Origin of the sequence: Listeria welshimeri serovar 6b str. SLCC5334 (assembly GCF_000060285.1) — a bacterium.
Lineage (GTDB): Bacteria > Bacillota > Bacilli > Lactobacillales > Listeriaceae > Listeria > Listeria welshimeri.
The window spans coordinates 1,520,446-1,542,551 of sequence record NC_008555.1 but is presented as its reverse complement, the minus strand read 5'-3'; the positions used below and the strand labels follow the sequence as shown (position 1 = coordinate 1,542,551).

The 22,106-nt window shown below is 37.0% G+C and carries 19 protein-coding genes, 1 other RNA gene and 1 other annotated feature; of the genes, 15 read left to right on the top strand and 5 right to left on the bottom strand.

Annotated elements, in window-relative coordinates:
* Positions 1–13: 13 nt before the first annotated feature.
* From yajC to dtd, 8 genes are all read left to right on the top strand, one after another.
* Positions 14–349: a preprotein translocase subunit YajC gene (yajC, locus tag LWE_RS07765; protein ID WP_011702331.1), complete on the top strand. Its 336-nt coding sequence runs from the start codon at positions 14–16 to the stop codon at positions 347–349.
* A 140-nt stretch (positions 350–489) separates the two neighbouring features.
* A complete protein-coding gene (locus LWE_RS07760; RefSeq protein WP_011702330.1) occupies positions 490–783 on the top strand; it encodes a post-transcriptional regulator in 294 nt (97 codons plus the stop codon).
* Positions 784–892: 109 nt separating this feature from the next.
* Positions 893–3,157, top strand: a complete 2,265-nt coding sequence (gene secDF, locus LWE_RS07755; protein ID WP_011702329.1) for a protein translocase subunit SecDF — start codon at positions 893–895, stop codon at positions 3,155–3,157.
* Between the two features lie 96 nt (positions 3,158–3,253).
* Positions 3,254–3,598: a LapA family protein gene (locus LWE_RS07750; protein WP_011702328.1), complete on the top strand. Its 345-nt coding sequence runs from the start codon at positions 3,254–3,256 to the stop codon at positions 3,596–3,598.
* A gap of 106 nt (positions 3,599–3,704) precedes the next feature.
* The gene (gene recJ / locus LWE_RS07745; RefSeq protein WP_011702327.1) at positions 3,705–6,056 is read left to right on the top strand and encodes a single-stranded-DNA-specific exonuclease RecJ; all 2,352 of its coding nucleotides are present in this window, start codon (positions 3,705–3,707) and stop codon (positions 6,054–6,056) included.
* Positions 6,046–6,567: an adenine phosphoribosyltransferase gene (locus LWE_RS07740; RefSeq protein ID WP_003727399.1), complete on the top strand. Its 522-nt coding sequence runs from the start codon at positions 6,046–6,048 to the stop codon at positions 6,565–6,567. The genes recJ and LWE_RS07740 overlap by 11 nt, the downstream gene beginning before the upstream one ends.
* 205 nt (positions 6,568–6,772) lie before the next feature.
* Positions 6,773–8,989, top strand: coding sequence for a RelA/SpoT family protein (locus LWE_RS07735; RefSeq protein ID WP_011702326.1), 2,217 nt, complete (start codon positions 6,773–6,775; stop codon positions 8,987–8,989).
* Between the two features lie 13 nt (positions 8,990–9,002).
* Positions 9,003–9,455, top strand: a complete 453-nt coding sequence (gene dtd / locus LWE_RS07730) for a D-aminoacyl-tRNA deacylase (RefSeq protein ID WP_011702325.1) — start codon at positions 9,003–9,005, stop codon at positions 9,453–9,455.
* 45 nt (positions 9,456–9,500) lie between these two features.
* Here dtd and LWE_RS07725 read toward each other — a convergent pair whose 3' ends face one another.
* The gene (locus LWE_RS07725; RefSeq protein ID WP_011702324.1) at positions 9,501–10,784 is read right to left on the bottom strand and encodes an N-acetylmuramoyl-L-alanine amidase; all 1,284 of its coding nucleotides are present in this window, start codon (positions 10,782–10,784) and stop codon (positions 9,501–9,503) included.
* A gap of 159 nt (positions 10,785–10,943) precedes the next feature.
* Positions 10,944–11,172 (top strand) — a binding site (T-box leader).
* Positions 11,173–11,235: 63 nt separating this feature from the next.
* Here LWE_RS07725 and hisS point away from each other — a divergent pair.
* Together hisS and aspS are read left to right on the top strand one after the other, a co-directional pair.
* On the top strand, positions 11,236–12,513 hold the full coding sequence (gene hisS / locus LWE_RS07720; RefSeq protein WP_011702323.1) for a histidine--tRNA ligase: 1,278 nt from the start codon (positions 11,236–11,238) through the stop codon (positions 12,511–12,513).
* A gap of 1 nt (position 12,514) precedes the next feature.
* The gene (aspS, locus tag LWE_RS07715) at positions 12,515–14,290 is read left to right on the top strand and encodes an aspartate--tRNA ligase (protein WP_011702322.1); all 1,776 of its coding nucleotides are present in this window, start codon (positions 12,515–12,517) and stop codon (positions 14,288–14,290) included.
* 42 nt (positions 14,291–14,332) lie between these two features.
* Here the strand turns inward: aspS and LWE_RS07710 are convergent, their stop codons facing one another.
* From LWE_RS07710 to cymR, 4 genes are all read right to left on the bottom strand, one after another.
* Complete coding sequence (locus tag LWE_RS07710; RefSeq protein WP_011702321.1) at positions 14,333–14,713, bottom strand: hypothetical protein; 381 nt, start codon at positions 14,711–14,713, stop codon at positions 14,333–14,335.
* A gap of 149 nt (positions 14,714–14,862) precedes the next feature.
* Entirely contained in the window at positions 14,863–15,228 is a 366-nt protein-coding gene (locus LWE_RS07705) for a P-II family nitrogen regulator (RefSeq protein WP_011702320.1), read from the bottom strand.
* 12 nt (positions 15,229–15,240) lie between these two features.
* Entirely contained in the window at positions 15,241–16,446 is a 1,206-nt protein-coding gene (locus LWE_RS07700) for an ammonium transporter (RefSeq protein WP_011702319.1), read from the bottom strand.
* Positions 16,447–16,689: 243 nt separating this feature from the next.
* Positions 16,690–17,112, bottom strand: coding sequence for a cysteine metabolism transcriptional regulator CymR (cymR, locus tag LWE_RS07695; protein WP_011702318.1), 423 nt, complete (start codon positions 17,110–17,112; stop codon positions 16,690–16,692).
* 149 nt (positions 17,113–17,261) lie between these two features.
* Between cymR and LWE_RS07690 the strand changes: the two genes are divergently transcribed.
* From LWE_RS07690 to LWE_RS07675, 5 genes are all read left to right on the top strand, one after another.
* On the top strand, positions 17,262–18,545 hold the full coding sequence (locus tag LWE_RS07690; protein WP_011702317.1) for a replication-associated recombination protein A: 1,284 nt from the start codon (positions 17,262–17,264) through the stop codon (positions 18,543–18,545).
* A gap of 69 nt (positions 18,546–18,614) precedes the next feature.
* A non-coding RNA gene (gene ssrS, locus LWE_RS14415) (6S RNA) lies at positions 18,615–18,810 on the top strand.
* Positions 18,811–18,923: 113 nt separating this feature from the next.
* The gene (locus tag LWE_RS07685) at positions 18,924–20,072 is read left to right on the top strand and encodes a cysteine desulfurase family protein (RefSeq protein WP_011702316.1); all 1,149 of its coding nucleotides are present in this window, start codon (positions 18,924–18,926) and stop codon (positions 20,070–20,072) included.
* 18 nt (positions 20,073–20,090) lie between these two features.
* A complete protein-coding gene (mnmA, locus tag LWE_RS07680; RefSeq protein WP_011702315.1) occupies positions 20,091–21,206 on the top strand; it encodes a tRNA 2-thiouridine(34) synthase MnmA in 1,116 nt (371 codons plus the stop codon).
* A gap of 116 nt (positions 21,207–21,322) precedes the next feature.
* Entirely contained in the window at positions 21,323–22,063 is a 741-nt protein-coding gene (locus LWE_RS07675; protein WP_011702314.1) for an alpha/beta hydrolase, read from the top strand.
* The last annotated feature ends 43 nt before the right edge of the window (positions 22,064–22,106 follow it).

Here is a 22,106-nt window from a genome sequence, read left to right as displayed (position 1 = left end):
GGAGTTGGAAAATATGGGTGGTAGTGGTATTTTAGCATTTGTCCCAATCGTCTTAATGATCGTTTTGTTCTATTTCTTACTAATCAGACCTCAACAAAAACGTCAAAAAGAAGTACAAAATATGCAAAGCAGTTTAGCAAAAGGTGATAAAATTATTACCATTGGTGGACTTCACGGTATTGTAGAAGCAATTGAAGATGGCACAGTCATTTTGAAATGCGGAAACAGCAAATTAACTTTTGACCGTAATGCAGTAAGAACTGTCCTTGAAAAAGGGAATGCAGTTTCTAATCCAGTTGTAGCAGAAACAACTTCTGATGACACTGATGTTGTAGAAGACAACAAATAATACTCGAAATAAAAATGCCATTTCCCTTTAAACGGTGGAGTGGCATTTTTTAAACATAAAAATAGAGCTTATACTTCCCATTTAAGCTTTTTTTAGATAAAATGGGAATATGCTTATTGTTTAAGAAAGGGGATGACTTGATGACGGATAGATTTTCGGCTTGGTATGAAGATTTAGAACCAGCAATTTTAATTAAAGTGGAAGATTTTCATATTCTAGGTTACCGGGAAATCAAGACTAGTCACATTTGGGCATTTTTAACAGAAGAAAAATGGAAGAATAACCCAGCCCCAGCATTACATGAAAGAATAAATGATGTAATGCAAATGAAAATCGGACAATTAATGCAATTTATTATGACAACGGCTGAACAAGAATCTAATAACCATGTTTCTCAAGCGGAAAATACGCTTCTACCAAATATGGAAGATTAACAGTCTAATGATAAGTACTTAGAAATAGAAATGTATTCATATACAATAGGAGTATTTGTTGTTTGACTGGGATTTGTTATGGTTTAGATGAGGGAGGAACGAAACAGAAATGGTAAAAAAGAGTAAGATAGTTATTTTCTTTCTAGTAGTTGCAATTATCTTTGGTGCTGTATTTGGTACCGCAAAAATGGTTATGCAAAATATCAATCTTGGTTTAGATCTTCAAGGGGGTTTTGAAGTTCTTTATGAAGTGTCACCAGCTAATGGAGATGGAAAAGTATCTAAACAAACATTAACAGATACTGTAACTTCACTTGATAAGCGTGTCAATTCATTAGGGGTAGCAGAACCAAGTATTCAAATCGAAGGAAATAACCGGATTCGTGTTCAACTTGCTGGGATAACCGACCAAGCAGAAGCACGAAAAATGTTATCCACTACAGCTCAATTATCATTTAGAGATGCAAATGATAAAATGATGATGAATGGTAGTGACTTAGTTGCAGGGGGTGCAAAACAAGCATTCGACTCCAGCAATAATCCAATTGTTACTTTAAAACTAAAAAGCGCTGATAAATTTGCTAGTGTAACAAAAACAATTTTGGCAGAAGCTCCGGACAACCAATTAGTTATTTGGTTAGATTGGAAAGAAGGTCAAAAATATAAAACAGAGCGCGAAAAGAAAGATCCGGCATACTTATCTGCACCAAATGTAAGTAGTGTGCTTGATACAGACAAGGTAGAAATTTCAGGTAGTTTCACGACAGAAGAAGCAAAAGATTTAGCTGAGTTGTTAAATTCAGGAGCATTACCTGTAAAAATGAAAGAAGTGTATTCCACATCAGTCGGAGCACAATTTGGTCAGGATGCCTTACAAGAAACAATTTTAGCTGGTATTATTGGCGTTATCGCTATCTTTATTTTCATGATGGCCGTATACCGTTTACCAGGTGTAGTAGCATCTATCACATTAGTTGCTTACACTTATTTAGTACTACTCATTCTAAGTTTACTTAATGCGACACTTACTTTACCAGGAATTGCAGGGTTAATTCTGGGGATAGGTATGGCAGTTGACGCGAACGTAATTACCTACGAGCGAATCAAAGAAGAAATCAAAGTCGGAAGGTCGACTAAAGCTGCATTTGAAGTTGGTGGAAAAGAAGCTTTCCGTGCAATTTTAGATGGTAACTTAACGACACTTATCGTGGCTGCGGTTCTCTTCTACTTTGGAACAAGCTCAATCAAAGGTTTCGCTACAGTATTAATCATTAGTATTCTAGTCAGCTTCTTAACTGCTGTTTGGGGTTCCAGATTCTTACTTGGATTATTAGTGAAAAGTAATTGGCTTAACAATAAACCAGGATTCTTTGCCGTTAAGCGCAAAGACATTCATAACTTGCACGAAGGCATTAATAGCTTTAGTTTAAAAACACACTTTGATCGGTATGACTTTGTTAAACATCATCGTCTGTTCTTATCTACTTTTGCTGGAATAGTTATTGTTGGTATTATCATATTGTCCATATTTAGATTAAACCTTGGTATTGATTTCGCCAGTGGGACTCGAGCAGAGATAACGGCCAATCAAACACTTACTGAAACACAAATTAAAAAAGATTTAGATACGATTAATATGCCATCAGATGATATTGTTTTCCAAGGAACAGGTTCTAAAACAGCCGTAGTTTCTTACAAAGGTACATTATCACAAAATGATGTAGCTAAGTTCAAAGACTACTTTAATGACAAGTACAAGCATGAACCGAGCATTAGTACAGTTTCGCCAACAGTTGGTAAAGAACTTGCCAAAAATGGCTTCTGGGCGCTTGGAGTAGCTTCTATATTGATTGTATTATACATTGCTGTCAGATTTGAGTTTTATATGGGTATTGCGGCGATTCTTTCCTTACTATTCGACGCATTTATCATCTTTATCTTCTTTAGTGTAACAAGGCTGGAGGTTGACTTGACCTTTATTGCCGCGGTTCTGACGGTTATCGGTTATTCCATAAATGATACGATAGTCACCGCAGACCGAATACGAGATATTAGTATGAAGATGCAACGTTTCAAAACGAAAGAAGAGATTGCAGATGCTGTTAATAAGGCATTACGTCAAACTTTCACCCGTTCTATAAACACCATTTTAACAGTGGTTTTCACTGTACTCGCATTAGTACTATTTGGTAGTGAGTCCATCTTAAACTTCTCCATTGCTTTACTTGTGGGGCTGATTTCAAGTGTATTCTCTTCTATCTTTATGGCCATGCAATTATGGTATGTATTTAAAGCTAGACAACTACGAAAAAAAGGACCTATTAGTACGGTTAAAAAGAAAAAACCTCGCAATAATGGGCAACCTGTAGTATAAAAAGGACAGCCGAATTTCACAAAATGGAATTCGGCTGTTTTTAATAAGAAGTAAACGGGTAAATAATAAGATATCTATTGCAAGGAGGGAGAAAATATGAAAGAAAATAAAGTACAGTGGCAAGTAATTGTGGGGATAATTTTAGCACTTATTATTGCGATTTTTGCAGTTATTAACGTAGACCCAGTCGAAGTTAACTTTTTATTTGCTCAAGCAGAATGGCCTTTAATATTAATTATTCTAGGTTCCGTCTTATTTGGTTGCTTGATTATCTTTTTCTTAAATATCGCGAAATCTCGTGGCATGAAGAAAAAAGTAAAACAATTAACGACCGAAAAGACAGAGTTAGAACGTCAATTAGCTGCTGCTAAAGCGATGAAAACTCATTCATCTCAAGTAGAAAAACGCGATACTGAAAAAGTAGTAGAACCAATTGAATAAAGAGTAAGATGCTAGCTTAATCAGCTAGCATTTTTTTGTTTTGAAGATTCCTCTTGGTTTTTCTAGTGATTTTAGATATAATAGGAAGGTTGAGAGGTGGGGTAATGTGATTCATTCTAAATACTTATGGAATATCGAGGAAGTAGCAGAAGATAAAGCGATTCATTTAGCTGAACAACTAAAAATTGCGCTTCCACTTGCAAAATTACTGTTAAAAAGAAAAATTACAACGCAAGGGCAATTCGATAAATTTTTCCACCCAGAAAAATATGAAAGTTACGATCCTTTTTTATTGGCTGAAATGGACCTTGCTGTTGCTCGGATAAAGGAAGCAATTAAGCTAAATGAGCAAATTTTAGTATATGGAGATTATGATGCTGACGGAGTAACAAGTATCGCAGTATTAATGAAGACGTTAAAACACTTAGGTGCGAACGCAGAATTTTATATTCCTAATCGTTTTACTGAAGGTTATGGACCTAACATTCCTGCTTTTGATATGGCGAAAACACAAGGTGTCGATTTAATTATTACTGTTGATAATGGTATTGCGGCACTGGAAGTTATGACGCATGCGAAAGAAATTGGATTGGATGTTATTGTCACTGATCATCATGAGCCCCGTGAAGTTATGCCGGAAGCAATTGCGGTGATTCATCCAAAACATCCTAAATCAGCTTATCCGTTTGATGAATTAGCTGGAGTTGGCGTGGCTTATAAATTGGCTCACGCGCTTCTTGGTGAGGAACCAAAAGAGTTACTGGACCTTGTTGCTGTCGGAACAGTAGCAGATTTAGTTTCCTTAACGGATGAAAATCGTCTGTTAGTGCAACTTGGATTAAGACAATTGCGTGAAGGAGCAAATCTAGGTTTAGCAGTTTTAGCGAAAAAAGCGAGCTTAAAATTAGAAGAAGCAACTGAAGAAACAATTGGATTTGGTTTAGCGCCGCGCCTTAATGCTGTTGGTAGACTAGGTCCGGCAGATCCTGCTGCTGATTTGCTTTTAACAGAAGATCCAGAAGAAGCACTTTTCTTAGCAGAGGAAATAGATGATGCTAATAAAGAACGGAAACAAATAGTTGTAGACACTACAAAATTAGCGATGGAAACAATCGAAGCAAAAGAATCGTTAGGAAATGTGCTCGTGGTATACGGTGAAGGATGGAATACAGGAATCCTTGGAATTGTAGCATCCAAATTAGTAGGTGTATATAACAGACCGGCAATTGTCCTTGGCATTGATCCAGTGACTGGTGTTGCAAAAGGTTCAGGCCGTAGTGTAGAGGCTTTTCACTTATATGAAGCTTTGGATAAACATCGCGATTTAATGACTGCATTTGGTGGACATCCAATGGCAGCAGGTTTAACTTTGCCGGCAGACAATCTAGCAGAACTAGACACACTCCTACAAAAAGAAGCAAGTTATCTTTCTGAGGCAGATTTCAGACCTTCATTAAAAATAGAAGAAAAATTGAAACTTACGGATATATCTGTTTCTTTTATTACTCAGTTAGAAAAATTAGCGCCATTTGGGATGGATAATCCTAAACCAATTTTCCTTTTAGAAAAGATGAATTTAAAAGGAACCAAAAGAATCGGAGCAGATAAGACACATTTAAAAACATTGCTTCAAGAGGATGAGAGTGAGGTCGCTTTGGATGCAATTGGCTTTGGTGTAGGAGACTTAGTTGAAAAGATTTCACCTTCCGCAGCTGTGGATGTAGTTGGAGAATTATCCATTAATGAATGGAATAATATCAAAAAACCACAATTACGATTGATGGATATGGATGTGCCGCATTGGCAGTTGTTTGACGTTCGAAATAAATCGGAATGGTCGCGAATTCTCCAAGAACAAAGCGATTCAAGGATTTTTGTTTGTTTTGAAGAAAGAACAGTAGCAACTCTTGGAGATCAAAATCATATTTTGGTGAATGAAACGGAAAGCTTTACTGCGGATTTCCAAACAGAAGAACTCGTTTTTGCGGACATTCCAACGAATATGGAATTAATCGAGCAGATTGTCCGTGAAACAAAACCAGAACGAATTTTTGTTCATTTTGATGCAGCGGAAGGGAATCAAATTCCGACCATACCAGACCGGGTTGCATTTGCTGAACTCTATAGTTTAATTAAAAAATTCCAACCATTTCCAATCGAAAAATACACACCTAGATTAATACAAAAATTTGGCTGGAACAAAGAACAAATTGATTTCATGTCAAACGTGTTTTTTGATTTAGAATTTGCTAAAATGGAAAGTGGTCAGATTATTATTAACCAAGTTGTTGAAAAACGTAATTTGGATGAATCCACTGTTTATCAACAAAAAGTAGAAGAAATAACTACTCGAAAAAAACTGTTATACTCCAATTATACTGAGCTTCATAGTTGGATGAAATCAATGATGGAAACATCAATTTACCCGAATGCGGAGGAACTAGAAAATGGAAATTAAAGATTTGCAAGATTACGTAGCAATTGTAAACGATTGGCCGAAGAAAGGTATTGTTTTTAAAGATATCACGCCGCTTATGAATGACGGTGAGGCATATCGTTTTGCTACTGATAAAATTGTTGAATATGCAAAAGAATTGAAAATTGATATTATTGTTGGACCTGAAGCTCGCGGATTTATTATTGGCTGTCCAGTAGCTTACGCGCTTGGAATAGGTTTTGCTCCAGTTCGTAAACCAGGTAAACTTCCTCGTGAAACTATCGAAATGGAATATGACTTAGAATATGGAACAAACAAATTATCTATGCATAGTGATGCCATCAAACCTGGTCAACGAGTTCTTATCACAGATGATTTATTAGCAACAGGTGGAACAATTGAAGCAACTATCAAACTAGTGGAAGAACTAGGAGGAATCGTTGCTGGTTGTGCTTTCCTTATTGAATTAAAAGAGCTTGAAGGACACAAAAAATTAAATGGTTATGATCGTTTAATTCTGATGCAATTATAAAAAAAGAACTACTCCTAAACTTTTAGGGGTAGTTTTTTTACGAAAAATGCCAAAACTGCTAGAAAATGTGAAAAAACAAGGAAAAGTGCTTTCTAAACAAACAAGCGTCATGCTATAATATTAGACAAGAATATTTTTTGGAACACTCAGTTTTTGGGTGTTTTTAAGTTGTATATATGACATAGATATAAGAGGGTGAATGTAAATGGCGAAAGAACAAAATCTGACAGCTGAGCAAGTCATTGATATGGCTTCTCATTATATGAATCAGGAACATCTTGCGCTTGTAAAAAAAGCGTACGAATTTGCGCGCGATTCTCATAAAGAGCAATTCCGTAAATCAGGTGAGCCGTATATTATTCATCCAATTCAAGTTGCTGGCATTTTAGTAGAATTAAAAATGGATCCTTCGACAGTTGCTTCTGGGTTTTTACATGATGTTGTGGAAGACACACCGGTTACACTAGCCGATTTAGAAGAAGCTTTCGATAGCGAAGTAGCAATGCTTGTAGATGGGGTTACAAAACTCGGTAAAATTAAATATAAATCGCATGAAGAGCAACAAGCGGAAAATCACCGGAAAATGTTTATTGCAATGGCACAAGATATCCGCGTCATTTTAATCAAACTAGCGGACCGTTTGCATAATATGCGCACATTAAAACATCTACCTGTAGAAAAACAACGTAGAATCGCGAATGAAACATTAGAAATCTTTGCTCCACTTGCTCATCGTTTAGGTATTTCCCGTGTTAAATGGGAACTTGAAGATACGGCTTTGCGTTACTTAAACCCGCAACAATATTACCGTATCGTTCACTTGATGAAACAAAAGCGGGATGCAAGAGAACGTTATTTGCATGATGTGATTGATGGTGTGAATGAAAACTTAGATGAACTTAATATTCAAGCGGACATTTCTGGTAGACCAAAACACATTTATTCCATTTACCGGAAAATGAGTGAACAAAACAAACAATTTAATGAAATTTATGATTTGTTGGCGGTTCGTATTGTTGTAAGTAGTATCAAGGATTGTTATGCTGTTCTTGGTATCATTCACACGCGCTGGAAACCGATGCCAGGGCGCTTTAAAGATTATATTGCGATGCCGAAGTCGAATATGTATCAATCCATTCATACGACGGTTATCGGACCCCAAGGCGAACCGCTTGAAGTGCAAATTAGAACACATGAGATGCATCAAATCGCTGAATACGGGGTTGCGGCACATTGGGCTTATAAAGAGGGCAAAGTCGTTAATTCGAAAACATCCTTCGATAATAAACTTACTTGGTTCCGTGAAATTTTAGAGTATCAAAATGAATCGGATAATGCCGAAGAATTTATGGAAAGTCTAAAACTAGATTTATTTGCTGACGTCGTTTATGTTTTCACACCAAAAGGAGATGTTTATGAATTACCGAATGGCTCCGTACCACTAGATTTCGCTTATCGTGTCCATACTGAAATCGGAAACAAAACCATTGGAGCAAAAATTAATGGAAAAATCGTTACTTTAGACTATAAATTAAAAACAGGCGATATAATTGATATTTTAACATCGAAACACTCTTACGGGCCAAGTCGTGATTGGCTTAAGTTAGTCCAAACTTCGCAAGCTCGCAATAAAATTAAACAATTTTTCAAACGACAAGCGAAAGAGGAAAATGTCGAAAAAGGTCGCGATTTAGTCGAAAAAGAAATCAGACAGCTTGGATTTGAAACAAAAAAAATTATGATACCAGAAAATTTACGGAAACTAGCGGACAAATTGAACTTTTCTCATGAGGATGATCTTTTTGCAGCTGTTGGTTATAATGGTATTACGGCTTTACAAGTGGCGAATCGTTTAACGGAAAAACTTCGAAAAGAACGAGAACTAGAAGCTGAAACGGAGAAATTATTAACACAATCCGAAAATAAACCTTCTAATTCAGATGCTAATAATGAAAAACTGAAAATCAAACATAATGCTGGTGTGGTTGTACAAGGCGTGGGTAACTTATTAATTCGTCTTTCTAGATGCTGTAACCCTGTACCAGGGGATGCTATCGTTGGTTATATCACGAAGGGCCGAGGAATTTCTATTCACCGACAAGATTGTCCCAATGTGCAAGCCATTGAAGCAGAGCGCTTAATTGACGTAGACTGGGAAGATGCAGACGCACAAGCAAAAAATGATTATAATGTTGATATTGAAATATATGGCTATAATCGTAATGGTTTACTAAATGACATCCTTCAAGTAATCAATAGCTTAACTTCTAACATTAATGGAGTCAATGCCAAAGTAGATAATAATAAAATGGCAACGCTTGTTGTCACGCTACAAATTCATAATATTAATCATTTACAACGGGTTGTCGATAAAATTAAACAAATTCCGGATGTGTACACGGTTAGACGATTAATGAATTAAAGGAGTGAAGGCTATGCGAGTACTACTTCAAAGATGCTATGAAGCTTCAGTGAGCGTGGAAGAAGAAGTAATTAGTGAAATTGCTGGCGGACTTTGTTTGCTAGTAGGATTCACACACGATGATACACCAGAAACGGTAGAATACATGGCGAAAAAAGTTGTTGGATTACGAATTTTTGAAGATGAATCGGAGAAAATGAATATCTCTTTAGCCGAAAGAGGAGGAGCAATTCTCAGTGTCTCTCAGTTCACATTATATGCAGATGTAAGTAAAGGGAAACGTCCAAGTTTTACTAAATCTGCTCCCGGAGAAAAGGCGGAAAGATTGTATGATTTATTTAATACTAAACTTTCAGAAGCTGGTTTTATTGTAGAAACTGGGGTGTTTGGTGCATTTATGGATGTGAAAATCATTAATCATGGACCAATCACAATGATGTTAGACTCCGCAGAAATGCGCAAATAAAAAGCAATCATTCAGATGGAAAAATCGTCTGAATGATTGCTTTTTTTAATTAGAAAAATAATTCGATAAGCCATCTGTAACGGAATCTGCAATTTGACTTCTGTAAGAAGCTGAATTAATATTTCGTTCGTCTTTTTTAGAGCTTAGATAGCCAAGTTCGAGCAATACAGCCGGTTGGGAGTTTTCTCTTACTACATAATAATCGCCAACTCTAGCTCCTCTGTTAGTAGTAGGGAGGTCGCTGCCAAGACTTTCATTAATGCTTTCGGCAAGCGATTTATCATTATTATTATTGTAATAAGTTGTTTGTCCACTAACTCCAGAATTACTGTCCTCTAAACTATCAAAATGGATACTGATAAAGACATCTGCATTATTTTCAGCTGCGACATTCGTTCTTGATTTTAAGGAAACATATTTATCACTATTTCTCGTTAAAATTACTTTGGCGCCTCTAGATTCTAATTTTGATTTTAATTTCTTAGCAGTTTTTAAAGTCATTTCTTTTTCAATGGTTCCATTTGCGCCTTTTGCTCCAGGGTCATTTCCTCCGTGACCGGGATCGATAACAATAGTCGCTTCAGATAATTTCGTTGTTTTGCTTCGAGGGGAGGATGTTTGACCTTTATCGGATACATCTACAACCCAATTGGCTACATAACCTTCTTGTCCGCTAGTTGTACGAATTTTATACCAATCACCTTGGACACCTTGAATAGCAAAACCTTGGCCGGAATTAGCTTTTTCAATAACGTCACCATCTCGGCTTGGTTTATTTCGAATATTTGTGGAGTCTTCACGAATTGTTACTGTTTGTAGTTCACTTTCGTCAACTTTTGTTACAGATTCGCGAATGTTTAGGAAATCGGAACTTACCCACGCGCTTTTCCCTTTATACTGGATTTGTGCCCAGCCATTTTGTTGACTTGTTACAGTTACTTGATCACCATTATTTAGTAATCCAAGCGAGGCACTAGATGTACTTGGTTTTTCGCGTACATTTAGACCACCATCAGATGAAACAATAGCTACACTGTTACTTGCTGCACTGACGTCTGTATTTTCAACTAACCAACTTGCAACCCAACCAGTATTACCATTATCTAATTGGACTTTGTACCATTCGTTTTCTTCACCGACTACCCGGAGTACTTCATTTTTTCTAGCTTGACTTGTAACATCATAAGCCAAACCAGGACCGCTGCGGACATTTAATACTTCTGCCTTTACAATGACTGAATTTGCGTTCGCCATTGCAATGGTTGTAACAATACCTGCTGCAATCAGTAAAATGGAGACAACGGTGATAAAAATGAATTTATTCTTCATTTAAAGCTGACACCACCCATATACTCATAAACTTTTATCTGACAGTAAAATGTTACCATAAAATGCGCTTTCAGGGAACTAGAAAGTAGGTTTTTATAAAAAAACTGACAAAATGTTGACTTTTCAGTGTGTTTTTAGTAATCTTAGAATAATTCATATTTAAAACTAGCGACAGAGAAAAGTAAGAAAAGCAATGCTATAAAGAGAATTTACCCCATTTGGCTGAAAGGGTAAAGATAGTATATTTTCTGAAAAGACACTCTCGAAGTTTCTTGTTGAAATTTAGTAAACAAGAACGTATTCAGGCGTTAACTGACTTAAGTGAGAACTTTTTTATTCGTTCTAATTAGGGTGGTACCACGGGTGTAAATAAACTCTCGTCCCTTGTTTTTATAACAAGTGACGGGGGTTTTTCTTTATATTTTGAAGGAAATAAAGGAGGTTTATGGTGATGGATTTGCAATTACCAAGAGGGACGCGAGATATTTTACCTGAAGAGGTTAGTAAGTGGCATTTTTTAGAAGATGAGTTTAAAAAAGTTTGTGAAAACTATCAATACGAAGAAATTAGAACGCCAATTTTTGAACATACGGAATTATTTGAACGTGGGGTTGGTGATTCCACAGATATCGTATCGAAAGAAATGTATACTTTTCAAGATAAAGGTGGTAGAAGTTTAACATTAAGACCAGAAGGAACTGCTTCTGTCGTTCGAGCTTTCGTTGAACATAAGCTATACGGCGAAGTGAGTCAACCAATTAAAATGTACTATAATGAACCTATGTTTCGTTATGAACGTCCTCAGGGTGGAAGACAGCGCCAGTTTACCCAAATGGGAATCGAAGCTCTTGGAAGTGATGATCCTTCTATTGATGTGGAAGTTATCTCACTAGCAATGGCGTTTTTTAGAAAAATTGGATTAACAAATATTAAATTAGTCATTAATAGCCTTGGAGATAAAGAAAGCCGTTTAAAACATCGAGAAGCGCTCGTTGCTCATTTTGAACCACATATTGATGAATTTTGCGCAGAATGTCAAGTGCGTCTGCATAAAAACCCACTTCGGATTTTGGATTGTAAAAAAGATCATGAAAATCCGCTTATAAAGTCAGCGCCATCTATCTTGGATTTTTTAAATGAAGAATCTATTGCTTATTTTGAAAATGTTAAAAATTATTTAACCGCTTTAGAAATTCCATTTGAAATCGATCCAACAATGGTTCGTGGTTTAGATTATTATAACCATACCACTTTTGAAATTATGAGTGTGGAAGAAGGATTTGGTGCAAAAACAACGCTTTGTGGCGGTGGGAGATATCACGGTCTTGTCCGAGAATTTGGTGGTCCAGATACTCCAGGGATTGGTTTTGGAATCGGTGTAGAACGAATTTTACTTGCTTTAGAAAAAGCTGACATTAAAATACCTGCAAAAAAACCACTTAAAGTGTATGTTATTACTGCGCAGCCGGAAGCGGAATTAAAAGCAGTAACACTTGTAAACAAATTAAGACAGAATGGCATTAGTGCCGAAAAAGATTATTTAAAACGTAAATTAAAAGCGCAATTAAAAGATGCCAATAGAAAGAAAGCAAACTACACGATTATACTAGGTGAAGAAGAATTACAAACAGGTAATTATCAATTGAAACATATGGAATCAGGCGAACAAGAAGCTGTTTCTGAACAAACTATTATTGAAAAACTAACAATAGCCAAGGAGGAGAAATAGAATGGAAAAACGTACAAATTATTGCGGGGAATTAAATGAAACTCATATTGACCAACATGTCGTCCTTCACGGCTGGGTGCAAAAACGTCGTGACTTAGGTGGACTAATTTTTATTGATTTACGTGATCGCGAGGGTATTGTACAAGTTGTTTTCAATCCAGAATTTTCAAAAGAAGCGTTGGAGATTGCAGACAGTGTCAGAAATGAATTTGTTGTTACAATTAAAGGAAAAGTTCACGCGCGTGGCGAAAAAGCAATCAATGAAAAGCTGGCAACAGGTAAAGTAGAAATTTTGGCAGAAGAAATTACTATATTAAATACGTCTAAAACACCGCCGTTTTATATTGAGGATGGCGTGAATGTTTCAGATGAACTGCGCTTAAAATATCGTTACTTAGATTTGCGACGTCCAGAAATGAACAATATTTTTAAAATGCGTCATACCGTTACGAGAACATTCCGTAATAAGCTAGACGCACTTGGATTCTTTGATATTGAAACACCTTATCTAACAAAAAGTACGCCTGAGGGTGCGCGTGATTATCTTGTGCCAAGCCGAGTTTATCCAGGTAATTTCTATGCGTTACCACAATCTCCACAAATTTTAAAACAGTTGTTAATGACAGCTGGTTTTGACAAATATTATCAAATCGTGCGCTGTTTCCGTGATGAAGATTTGCGCGGTGACCGCCAACCTGAATTTACACAAATCGATTTAGAAACAAGTTTTTTAACTAAAGAAAAAATTCAAGCGATTACGGAAGATATGCTGATTGATGTGGTCAAAGAAGCGAAAGGCATTACGATTGAAAAGCCGTTTCCTCGAATGACTTATAAAGAAGCAATGGATCGTTTTGGTAGTGATAAACCGGATATTCGTTTCGGTTTAGAATTACAAAATGTTTCAGAAGTGGTAAAAGACGTAGATTTTAAAGTATTCCAATCTGCTATAGAAAATGGTGGAGAAGTGAAAGCTATTAATGCAAAAGCTGCAGCAGCTAATTTCTCTCGTAAAGATTTGGATGCACTTGGCATTTTTGTTTCTAACTACGGAGCAAAAGGACTGGCTTGGTTAAAAGTAGAAGCTGGTGAACTAAAAGGTCCTATTGCTAAATTCTTCCCGGAAGAGAAAGCGTTAGAATTAAAAGCGGCATTAAAAGCAGAGGATGGCGACTTATTATTATTTGCAGCAGATAAAGCAGATATCGTTGCTGCATCACTTGGAGCATTACGTAATAAACTTGGTAAAGACTTGAACTTAATCAATGAAGATGAACTTGCTTTCTTATGGGTAACTGATTGGCCGCTATTTGAATATGATGAAGAAGCAGGGCGTTATGTATCCGCACACCATCCGTTCACTTTGCCAAAAGAAGAAGATATCCCGCTTCTTGAAACAGATTCTTCCAAAGTGATGGCAGAAGCTTATGATATCGTGTTAAATGGTTATGAAATCGGCGGAGGTTCATTACGGATTTATAAAAAAGAAGTACAAGAATCGATGTTTCGTGCACTTGGTTTCACAGATGAATCTGCAAAAGAGCAGTTTGGCTTCTTGATGGATGCGCTAGAATATGGTACGCCACCTCATGGCGGGATTGCGCTTGGTTTAGACCGCATTGTCATGATCTTAGCTGGCAGAAACAACCTACGCGACACTATTGCTTTCCCTAAAACTGGAAGTGCTGTAGACCCGCTTACAAATGCTCCTGGCGAAGTGAGTGATGCTCAACTAGACGAATTAAAACTCCAAATAACTAAAAAAGAACTTAATTAATGTAAAAGAAGCTGAGCATTCGCGCTCAGCTTCTTTTTGTTTTTAAAAATCATCACTTAATTCTTGAATGTTTTCTACCTGTACTTTATTTACTAATAATCCTTGATTGGAATCATTAGACCAAAACGGACCATCGAGTTCTTTCGCTTCACTGGAGCTGATTTTCTTTTTATTATAAAAAGTGGCTTCCACATTGTAGCGATTCCCTTTTTTTACTGTATCCCAACTCTCTTTAGAAAGCGGTAATGTAATGGATTTATTTCCAGCGCCATCAATTTTTCCGGTGATGGTATTATTTTTATCTTTTTGTTCCACCACGAAATTAAAAGTAACATCTACTTTTGAAGAAGCGTGTTGGTAAAGATAATAACCTCCAAAAAGTAGTATAGCTGCTAGAAGGGTGAAAATGGGGATTTTACGCATAGGGAATTTCGCGCCTCCTTATCTGTTCTAAACGTTCTTCCTTTTTCATTATAAGTGTAAAAGCGAAGAAGCGGAAGGGGAAAACGTCATTTCTCATTGATTTTTTAGAATAGAGGCCCCATTTTTAATTATTTCACCATTTTAACTATTTATTTAGTAGGTTTATCTTGTAATGCATCAATTCCGGTTTCGCCAGTACTGATTTTCACCACATCAGAAAGTGGGTAAATAAATACTTTTCCATCACCTGGTTCGCCTGTTCGAAGTGTTTCTTTAACAACTCGAAGGACATCTTCTACTGGAACTGTAGAAACTACAATTTCAATTTTCATTCGTTCATGAATATTGCTTTCCTTTTTAGTACCACGATAAAGTTCAATAAACCCTTTTTCTAAGCCAGTTCCTAATGCTTTTGTAACGGTTAAGCCACTTACGCCAATTTTTGCAAGCTCTTTTTGAAATAAATTAAAACGATTTGGACGAGTGATGATTTCAATTTTCGTTAATCCTGACATATTGTTGCCCCCTTATTCTTGATATGCTTTTTCGCCATGTAGCGTCAAATCAAGTCCTTTATATTCTTGTTCTTCATTTACTCGGATTGGTAAAAATAACTTAATAATTACGACAATGAGAGCCGTTGCAACAGCTACATATGCGACAGTAGAACCAATGGCAATCAATTGTTTTACCACGAGAGAGGCGTTACCGTAAAAGAGACCGTCAGCTCCAGCCTCATTTACTTTAGTTGTTGCAAAAAGACCCGTTGCGATACCGCCCCAAATACCTCCAATGCCATGAAGACCGAACGCATCTAGTGCATCATCGTATTTTACTTTTCCTTTTAACCAGAATACAGCCCAGAAGCAAAGTGCTCCGCCAAGGAAACCGATAATAAGAGAACTTGGTACGGTAACAAAGCCAGCAGCGGGAGTAATAGAAACTAAACCAGCGATTGCTCCAGAAATTGTACCGAGCATTGTTGGTTTTTTATTGATCAGCCATTCTACTAACCCCCAACCGATAATACCAGCAGCTGCGGCGGTGTTAGTATTGACAAAAGCTGTCATGGCCACATTATCAATAGTTAAAGCACTACCAACATTAAATCCATACCAGCCAAACCAAACTAGAATACCACCAATAAGTGCGAGAGGTAAGTTATGTGGTGAAGCAGAGTCCGCTTCTTTTCTTCGACCTATCATAATCGCAAGTACTAATCCTGTGACACCAGAACTAATATGAACCACGTTTCCGCCAGCGAAATCAAGTGCTCCTAAATTACGTAACCAACCACCATCACCCCAAACCCAGTGAGCAACAGGGGAATAAACAAGTAATGACCATAAGATAATGAAAATTAAGTATGCAGAGAAATTCATCCGCTCTGCAAATGCTCCAGAAATGATAGCTACAGTCAAAATAGCAAAAGTCATTTGGAACATCATAAATAAAACATGTGGAATTGCATCTGAGTAAGTATCGTTTGTCGCAAAGCCGACATTATGAAGGAAAGTCCAGTCAAAACTGCCAATAAAGCCATTTCCGGGTGCAAAAGCTAATGAATATCCAACAATTACCCATAGAATAGAAATAATTGCCATAGAGCTAAAACTATACATTGCGGTACTTAACACATTTTTGCGTCGAACCATACCGCCATAAAATAATGCAATCCCAGGTGTCATCAACCAAACCAATAAAGTACAAAAGTACATAAATACTGATTCCATACTCAACTCTCCTTTTGTTAGATAAACTAACATGTAATATTTTATTTATGCGTTTATAATACACTAATTTTAAATAAAGGCAAGAATATTTTATCAATTCAATCAATTTTGTTAGATTATCTAACATGTAGCGTTTTCAATTGAATGGTTTTTGGGTTTATTTCGGAATAATCAGATAATTAAAGGGCGTAAATTCCGTTTAAATGGCAGATAAAAAGCCTACTTTTAAAATAGGCTTTTTTATCAAATATAAAACATGTAACCATCAGACAACTCAGAATCCGTAGAATGTTTTAGTAGGTCGGCAAGGGTTGTTTGATCTAACACGTCACGGACAGCATTGCGCATTCGCGTCCATAGTTCTCGTTGGGCAGCTTCCTCGTCTTCCATGCTTTCAACAAGTACGATAGGACCTTCTAATGTACGAATGATATCACCAGCAGTGATTTTTTCTGGGTCGCCGTTTAAAATATAACCTCCATGAGCTCCGCGAATACTTTTAACAATTCCTGCATTACGCAGTGGTCCGATTAATTGTTCTAAATAATGTTCGGATAGGTTTTTATCTTGTGCGATACTACGAAGAGAAATAGGACCATCACCAATTCTTTTCGCTAGTTCAAGTGTTATTGTTAGGCCATAACGACCTTTCGTTGTAATTTTCATTTTTATTTAACCTCCAGTAATTTCAAAAAACACTTATATCGTACTTATTATATCGGAATTACGGATAGAAGGCAAAGGAAACAAGCGGCTAAACGTACAGATGTTCTTATGGTATAATAGAAATCAAGCAAATGAGAAGGAGCGGTTATATGGCAATTCAACCTTTAGCTTACCGAATGCGCCCGAAAGCACTTGATGAAATCGTGGGGCAAACACATTTAGTCGGTAAAGATAAAATTATTTATCGGATGGTCAAAGCAAAACAATTATCTTCTATGATACTATACGGACCGCCTGGAATTGGAAAAACCTCGATTGCTAGTGCAATTGCGGGTAGCACAAAATATGCTTTTAGAACATTGAATGCAGTAACGAACAATAAAAAAGATATGGAAGTAGTAGCAGCTGAGGCAAAAATGAGTGGAACGGTTATTCTTCTTTTGGATGAAGTACATCGCTTAGATAAAGCAAAGCAAGATTTTTTGCTACCATTACTTGAAAGTGGTGCGATAATTTTAATTGGTGCAACGACGAGTAATCCATATATCGCAATCAATCCAGCGATTCGGAGCAGAACGCAGATTTTTGAACTGAAACCTTTAACAGTGGAAGATATTATGATAACTATGGACCGAGCTCTTTTAGATAAGGAGAGAGGCCTTGGGAATTATCAAGTGGAAATAGATGAGTTTGCGAAAAAACACTTTGCAACTGCGAGCAATGGGGATGTGCGTAGTGCGCTTAATGCGCTTGAATTAGCAGTTATTTCTTCTGAAGCAAATGAGGAAGGAATTATTCATATAACGCTTGATGTAGCGGAAGAGTGCTTGCAAAAGAAAAGTCTAGCACATGATAAAGACGGAGATGCGCATTATGATGTTTTAAGTGCTTTCCAAAAATCGGTCCGTGGTAGTGATGTCAACGCGGCGCTTCATTATATGGGTCGTTTAATTGAGGCAGGAGATTTAGTGAGTATTAGTAGGAGAATGCTAGTTATGGCTTATGAGGACGTCGGTCTTGCAAATCCACAAGCTGGTGCTCATACACTTGCTGCTATTCAAACTGCAGAAAAAGTAGGTTTTCCGGAGGCACGAATTCCACTTGCTAATGCCGTTATTGAATTATGTCTTTCACCGAAATCGAATTCTGCTATCTCGGCAATTGATGCAGCATTAGCAGATATTCGGCAAGGGAATAGCGGAGAAGTACCAGATCATTTGCGTGACGGTCATTATTCTGGAGCGCAAAAACTAGGGCGAGCAATTGACTACAAATATCCGCATAATTATGATAACGCTTGGGTGGATCAACAATATTTACCTGATCGCCTCCAAAACAAATTATATTATGAGCCTAAATTTACTTCTAAATTCGAACAAACCATAGCTGGTGTTTACCAAAAAATAAATGAAAACAAGTCGAAAAAAGAATAAAAAATCTCCTAGAAGTAAAGTCGCCAACATTGAAATTTTGTCTTTCATATGGTATTCTAAATGAAGAAAGAAACCCTAATGTATTCGATATAGTTCCTGATATTTTTGAACCGAACAATTTTTTATACCTAGGGAGCTTGGAGTTCCGGCGCGGCGCACATGCCTTCACACGAGGAAGTGCAAACCGTTAGACAGAGCACCCACCTGCTTTAATTGAGAGCGGGTTCAAAGGAAGGGAATCCTAAACGGTACGATTGGGGTTTCTTTTTTGCGTGTAAATAGGAGTTATTCCTCTTTACTTTACAGGAGTATTGCTGTTACAATAAGAAACGATTAACGGCGAACAGGAATTCGTCTACAAAAAAGGACGCGATAAAAATGGAAAACAGAATTTACTTAGACCATGCTGCGACAAGTCCAATTCATCCAGAAGTTATCCAAACCATGCTTGGAGCAATTACAAATACGTACGGCAACCCTTCCAGTATTCACTATGCTGGACGTGAAGCAAGAAAAGCACTGGATGAGGCTCGCCATAATATAGCTGAAAATATTCACGCGGAAGAAAAAGAAATTATCTTTACAAGTGGTGGTACGGAAGGCGATAATCTGGCACTTATTGGAACAGCTCTAGCACATAAAGAAAACGGAAAACACATTATTACTTCTCAGATTGAACATCATGCTGTCTTAAAAACATGTGAATATCTTGAAACACAAGGGTTTGAAGTTACTTATTTGCCAGTAAATGCGCATGGGACTGTGTCCGCAGAAAGCGTAAAAAATGCTTTACGCCCGGATACAATTCTTGTTTCCATTATGTACGGCAATAATGAAATTGGGACTATCCAGCCGATTATGGAAATTAGTGAAGTACTTCGTGATCATCAAGCAATTTTCCATACGGATGCAGTGCAAGCTTACGGGCTATTAAATATAAATGTAACCGAACTTGGAGTAGATTTATTAACTACTTCTTCCCATAAAATAAATGGACCTCGTGGTGTAGGCTTTTTATACGTCAAAAATGGTACTCGCCTTGTTTATCAAATGCACGGCGGAGAACAAGAACGAAAACGACGCGCCGGAACAGAAAATCTAGCAGGAATTTGTGGTTTTAGTGCAGCCTCTAGCATTATGAATAATGAACGTGAACTGAAAAAAGAGGAATATGTATCCTTCAAAAAGCGAATGGCAGAAATATGGCGTTCGGCTGATATTGATTTTGAAGTGAATGGTTTAGAAGCGCATACGTTGCCACATGTTTTTAGCGTACGTTTTAAAGGCGTTTCTATTGAGCAATTATTAATGAATTTAGATATGGAAGGAATCGCTGTTTCAAGTGGATCGGCATGTACAGCGGGAACAGTAGACCCGTCGCATGTTTTAGTTGCTCTTTTTGGAGAAAGTCACCCAGCGATTCAAGAGACCGTTCGAATTAGTTTTGGACTAGGAAACCATTTAGAAGAAGTGGAAACAGCGGCTACGAAAATTAGTGAAGTAGTTACGCGTTTAATGAAAATATAAGAAGGTGAGGGGCGAACTTTGAGTACAAATAATAGTGACATTCGTGTCGTTGTCGGCATGTCAGGCGGAGTAGATTCATCAGTCACTGCTCATATATTAAAAGAACAAGGTTATGATGTTATCGGGATTTTTATGAAAAATTGGGATGATACAGATGAATTTGGCGTTTGTACAGCAACCGAAGACTATGATGATGTTATTCGTGTAGCAAACCAAATCGGTATCCCGTATTATGCAGTAAATTTTGAAAAAGAATATTGGGATAAAGTGTTTACGTATTTCTTAGAAGAATATAAGCTTGGTCGAACACCAAATCCAGATGTTATGTGCAATAAAGAAATTAAATTCAAAGCATTTTTGGAACATGCAGAAAGTCTTGGGGCGGATTACGTAGCAACTGGCCACTATGCCCAAGTGAAAAAAATTGGCGACGAAATTGAATTGCTTCGTGGAGTCGATAATAATAAAGATCAAACCTATTTTTTAAATCAACTTTCGCAAGATCAATTAAAAAAAGTAATGTTCCCACTGGGCGGCATGGAAAAAACAGAAGTGCGTGAAATTGCAACTAAAGCTGGTCTTGCAACTGCAAATAAAAAAGATAGTACAGGAATTTGCTTTATTGGTGAAAGAAATTTTAAACAGTTTTTAAGTGAATATCTTCCGGCACAACCTGGTGAAATGAGGACTTTGGACGGTGAAGTGCTTGGGAAACATGATGGATTAATGTACTATACTATTGGTCAACGTCATGGTTTAGGTATTGGTGGAGACGGTGAACCTTGGTTTGTTGTTGGCAAGGATTTAAAAGCTAACGTCTTGTTTGTAGAACAAGGTTTTCATCATGAATCATTATATTCAGATTCTTTAATTGCAACAGATATTTCATTTACTACAAATGCAGAAAAACCAAAAACATTTGAATGTACAGCTAAATTCCGTTATCGTCAAACAGATACAAAAGTAACAGTACATTTACGTTCAGATGGTACAGCAGAAGTTGTTTTTGCAGATCCAGTTCGTGCCATTACACCAGGCCAAGCAGTCGTTTTTTATGATGGCGACATTTGCCTAGGCGGAGGAACAATTGATACGGTATGGAAAAATGAAGCAAAATTAGATTATGTTGGCTAAAATTGGAACCGGAGAATCTTGTTTTCTACGAGACTCCGGTTTTTTCCTGTGTAATGGAGTTATTTTAAGTGATTTTTATGGTAAAATATTAAACGAAACAAGGAAAGAGGTCCTTTATGAAAAAGTTAGCGATTATTGGGAGTGCCGTTGTTTTATTTTGTCTTCTCATTTGGGGATATTTTTATTTTAACTCTGAGCCATCGAATGTAGCGGAAGATGCTGCAAACTCGACAAAAACGGTGGATGTGCTTGAGGAAAATGATATTCTTGTCTTTACCCCGCGAAAATCAGATGCAGGATTAAGCGTTATTTTGTATCCAGGAGCTTTTGTGGATGCTTTAAGTTATGCGCCACTTGCTAATAATCTTGCTTCCAGCGGTTTTAAAACGTATGTTGTGGAAATGCCACTTAATTTAGCTGTTTTCGGAAAAAATCGCGCGACAGATATTATTGATGAAGCACCTGATGAAAAATTTGTTATTGGTGGTCACTCACTCGGTGGCGTCATGGCATCCAGATTTGCACATGAAAACAACAATGAAATAGAAGGTGTATTTTTCTTAGCTAGTTACCCTGATAAAAAAGGCTCTTTAAAAAATGCCTCTTTTCCAGCAATTTCCATTACTGCGACCAAAGATAATGTTTTAAATAAAGAGGCTTATAATAAAAATAAAAAATACTTGCCAAAAGATACCACTTTTGTTTCTATTGAAGGTGGAAATCATGGCCAATTTGGTTCATATGGAGAACAACATGGTGACGGAAAAGCTACCATTAGCGGGACAGTTCAAACGGACCAAGTAACGAATGCGCTTATAGCATGGTTAAATACATCTGTAAAAACTCAAGAAAGATAGAGGAGAAATCAAAATGGATAAAAATCAATTAGGAATCAAACAA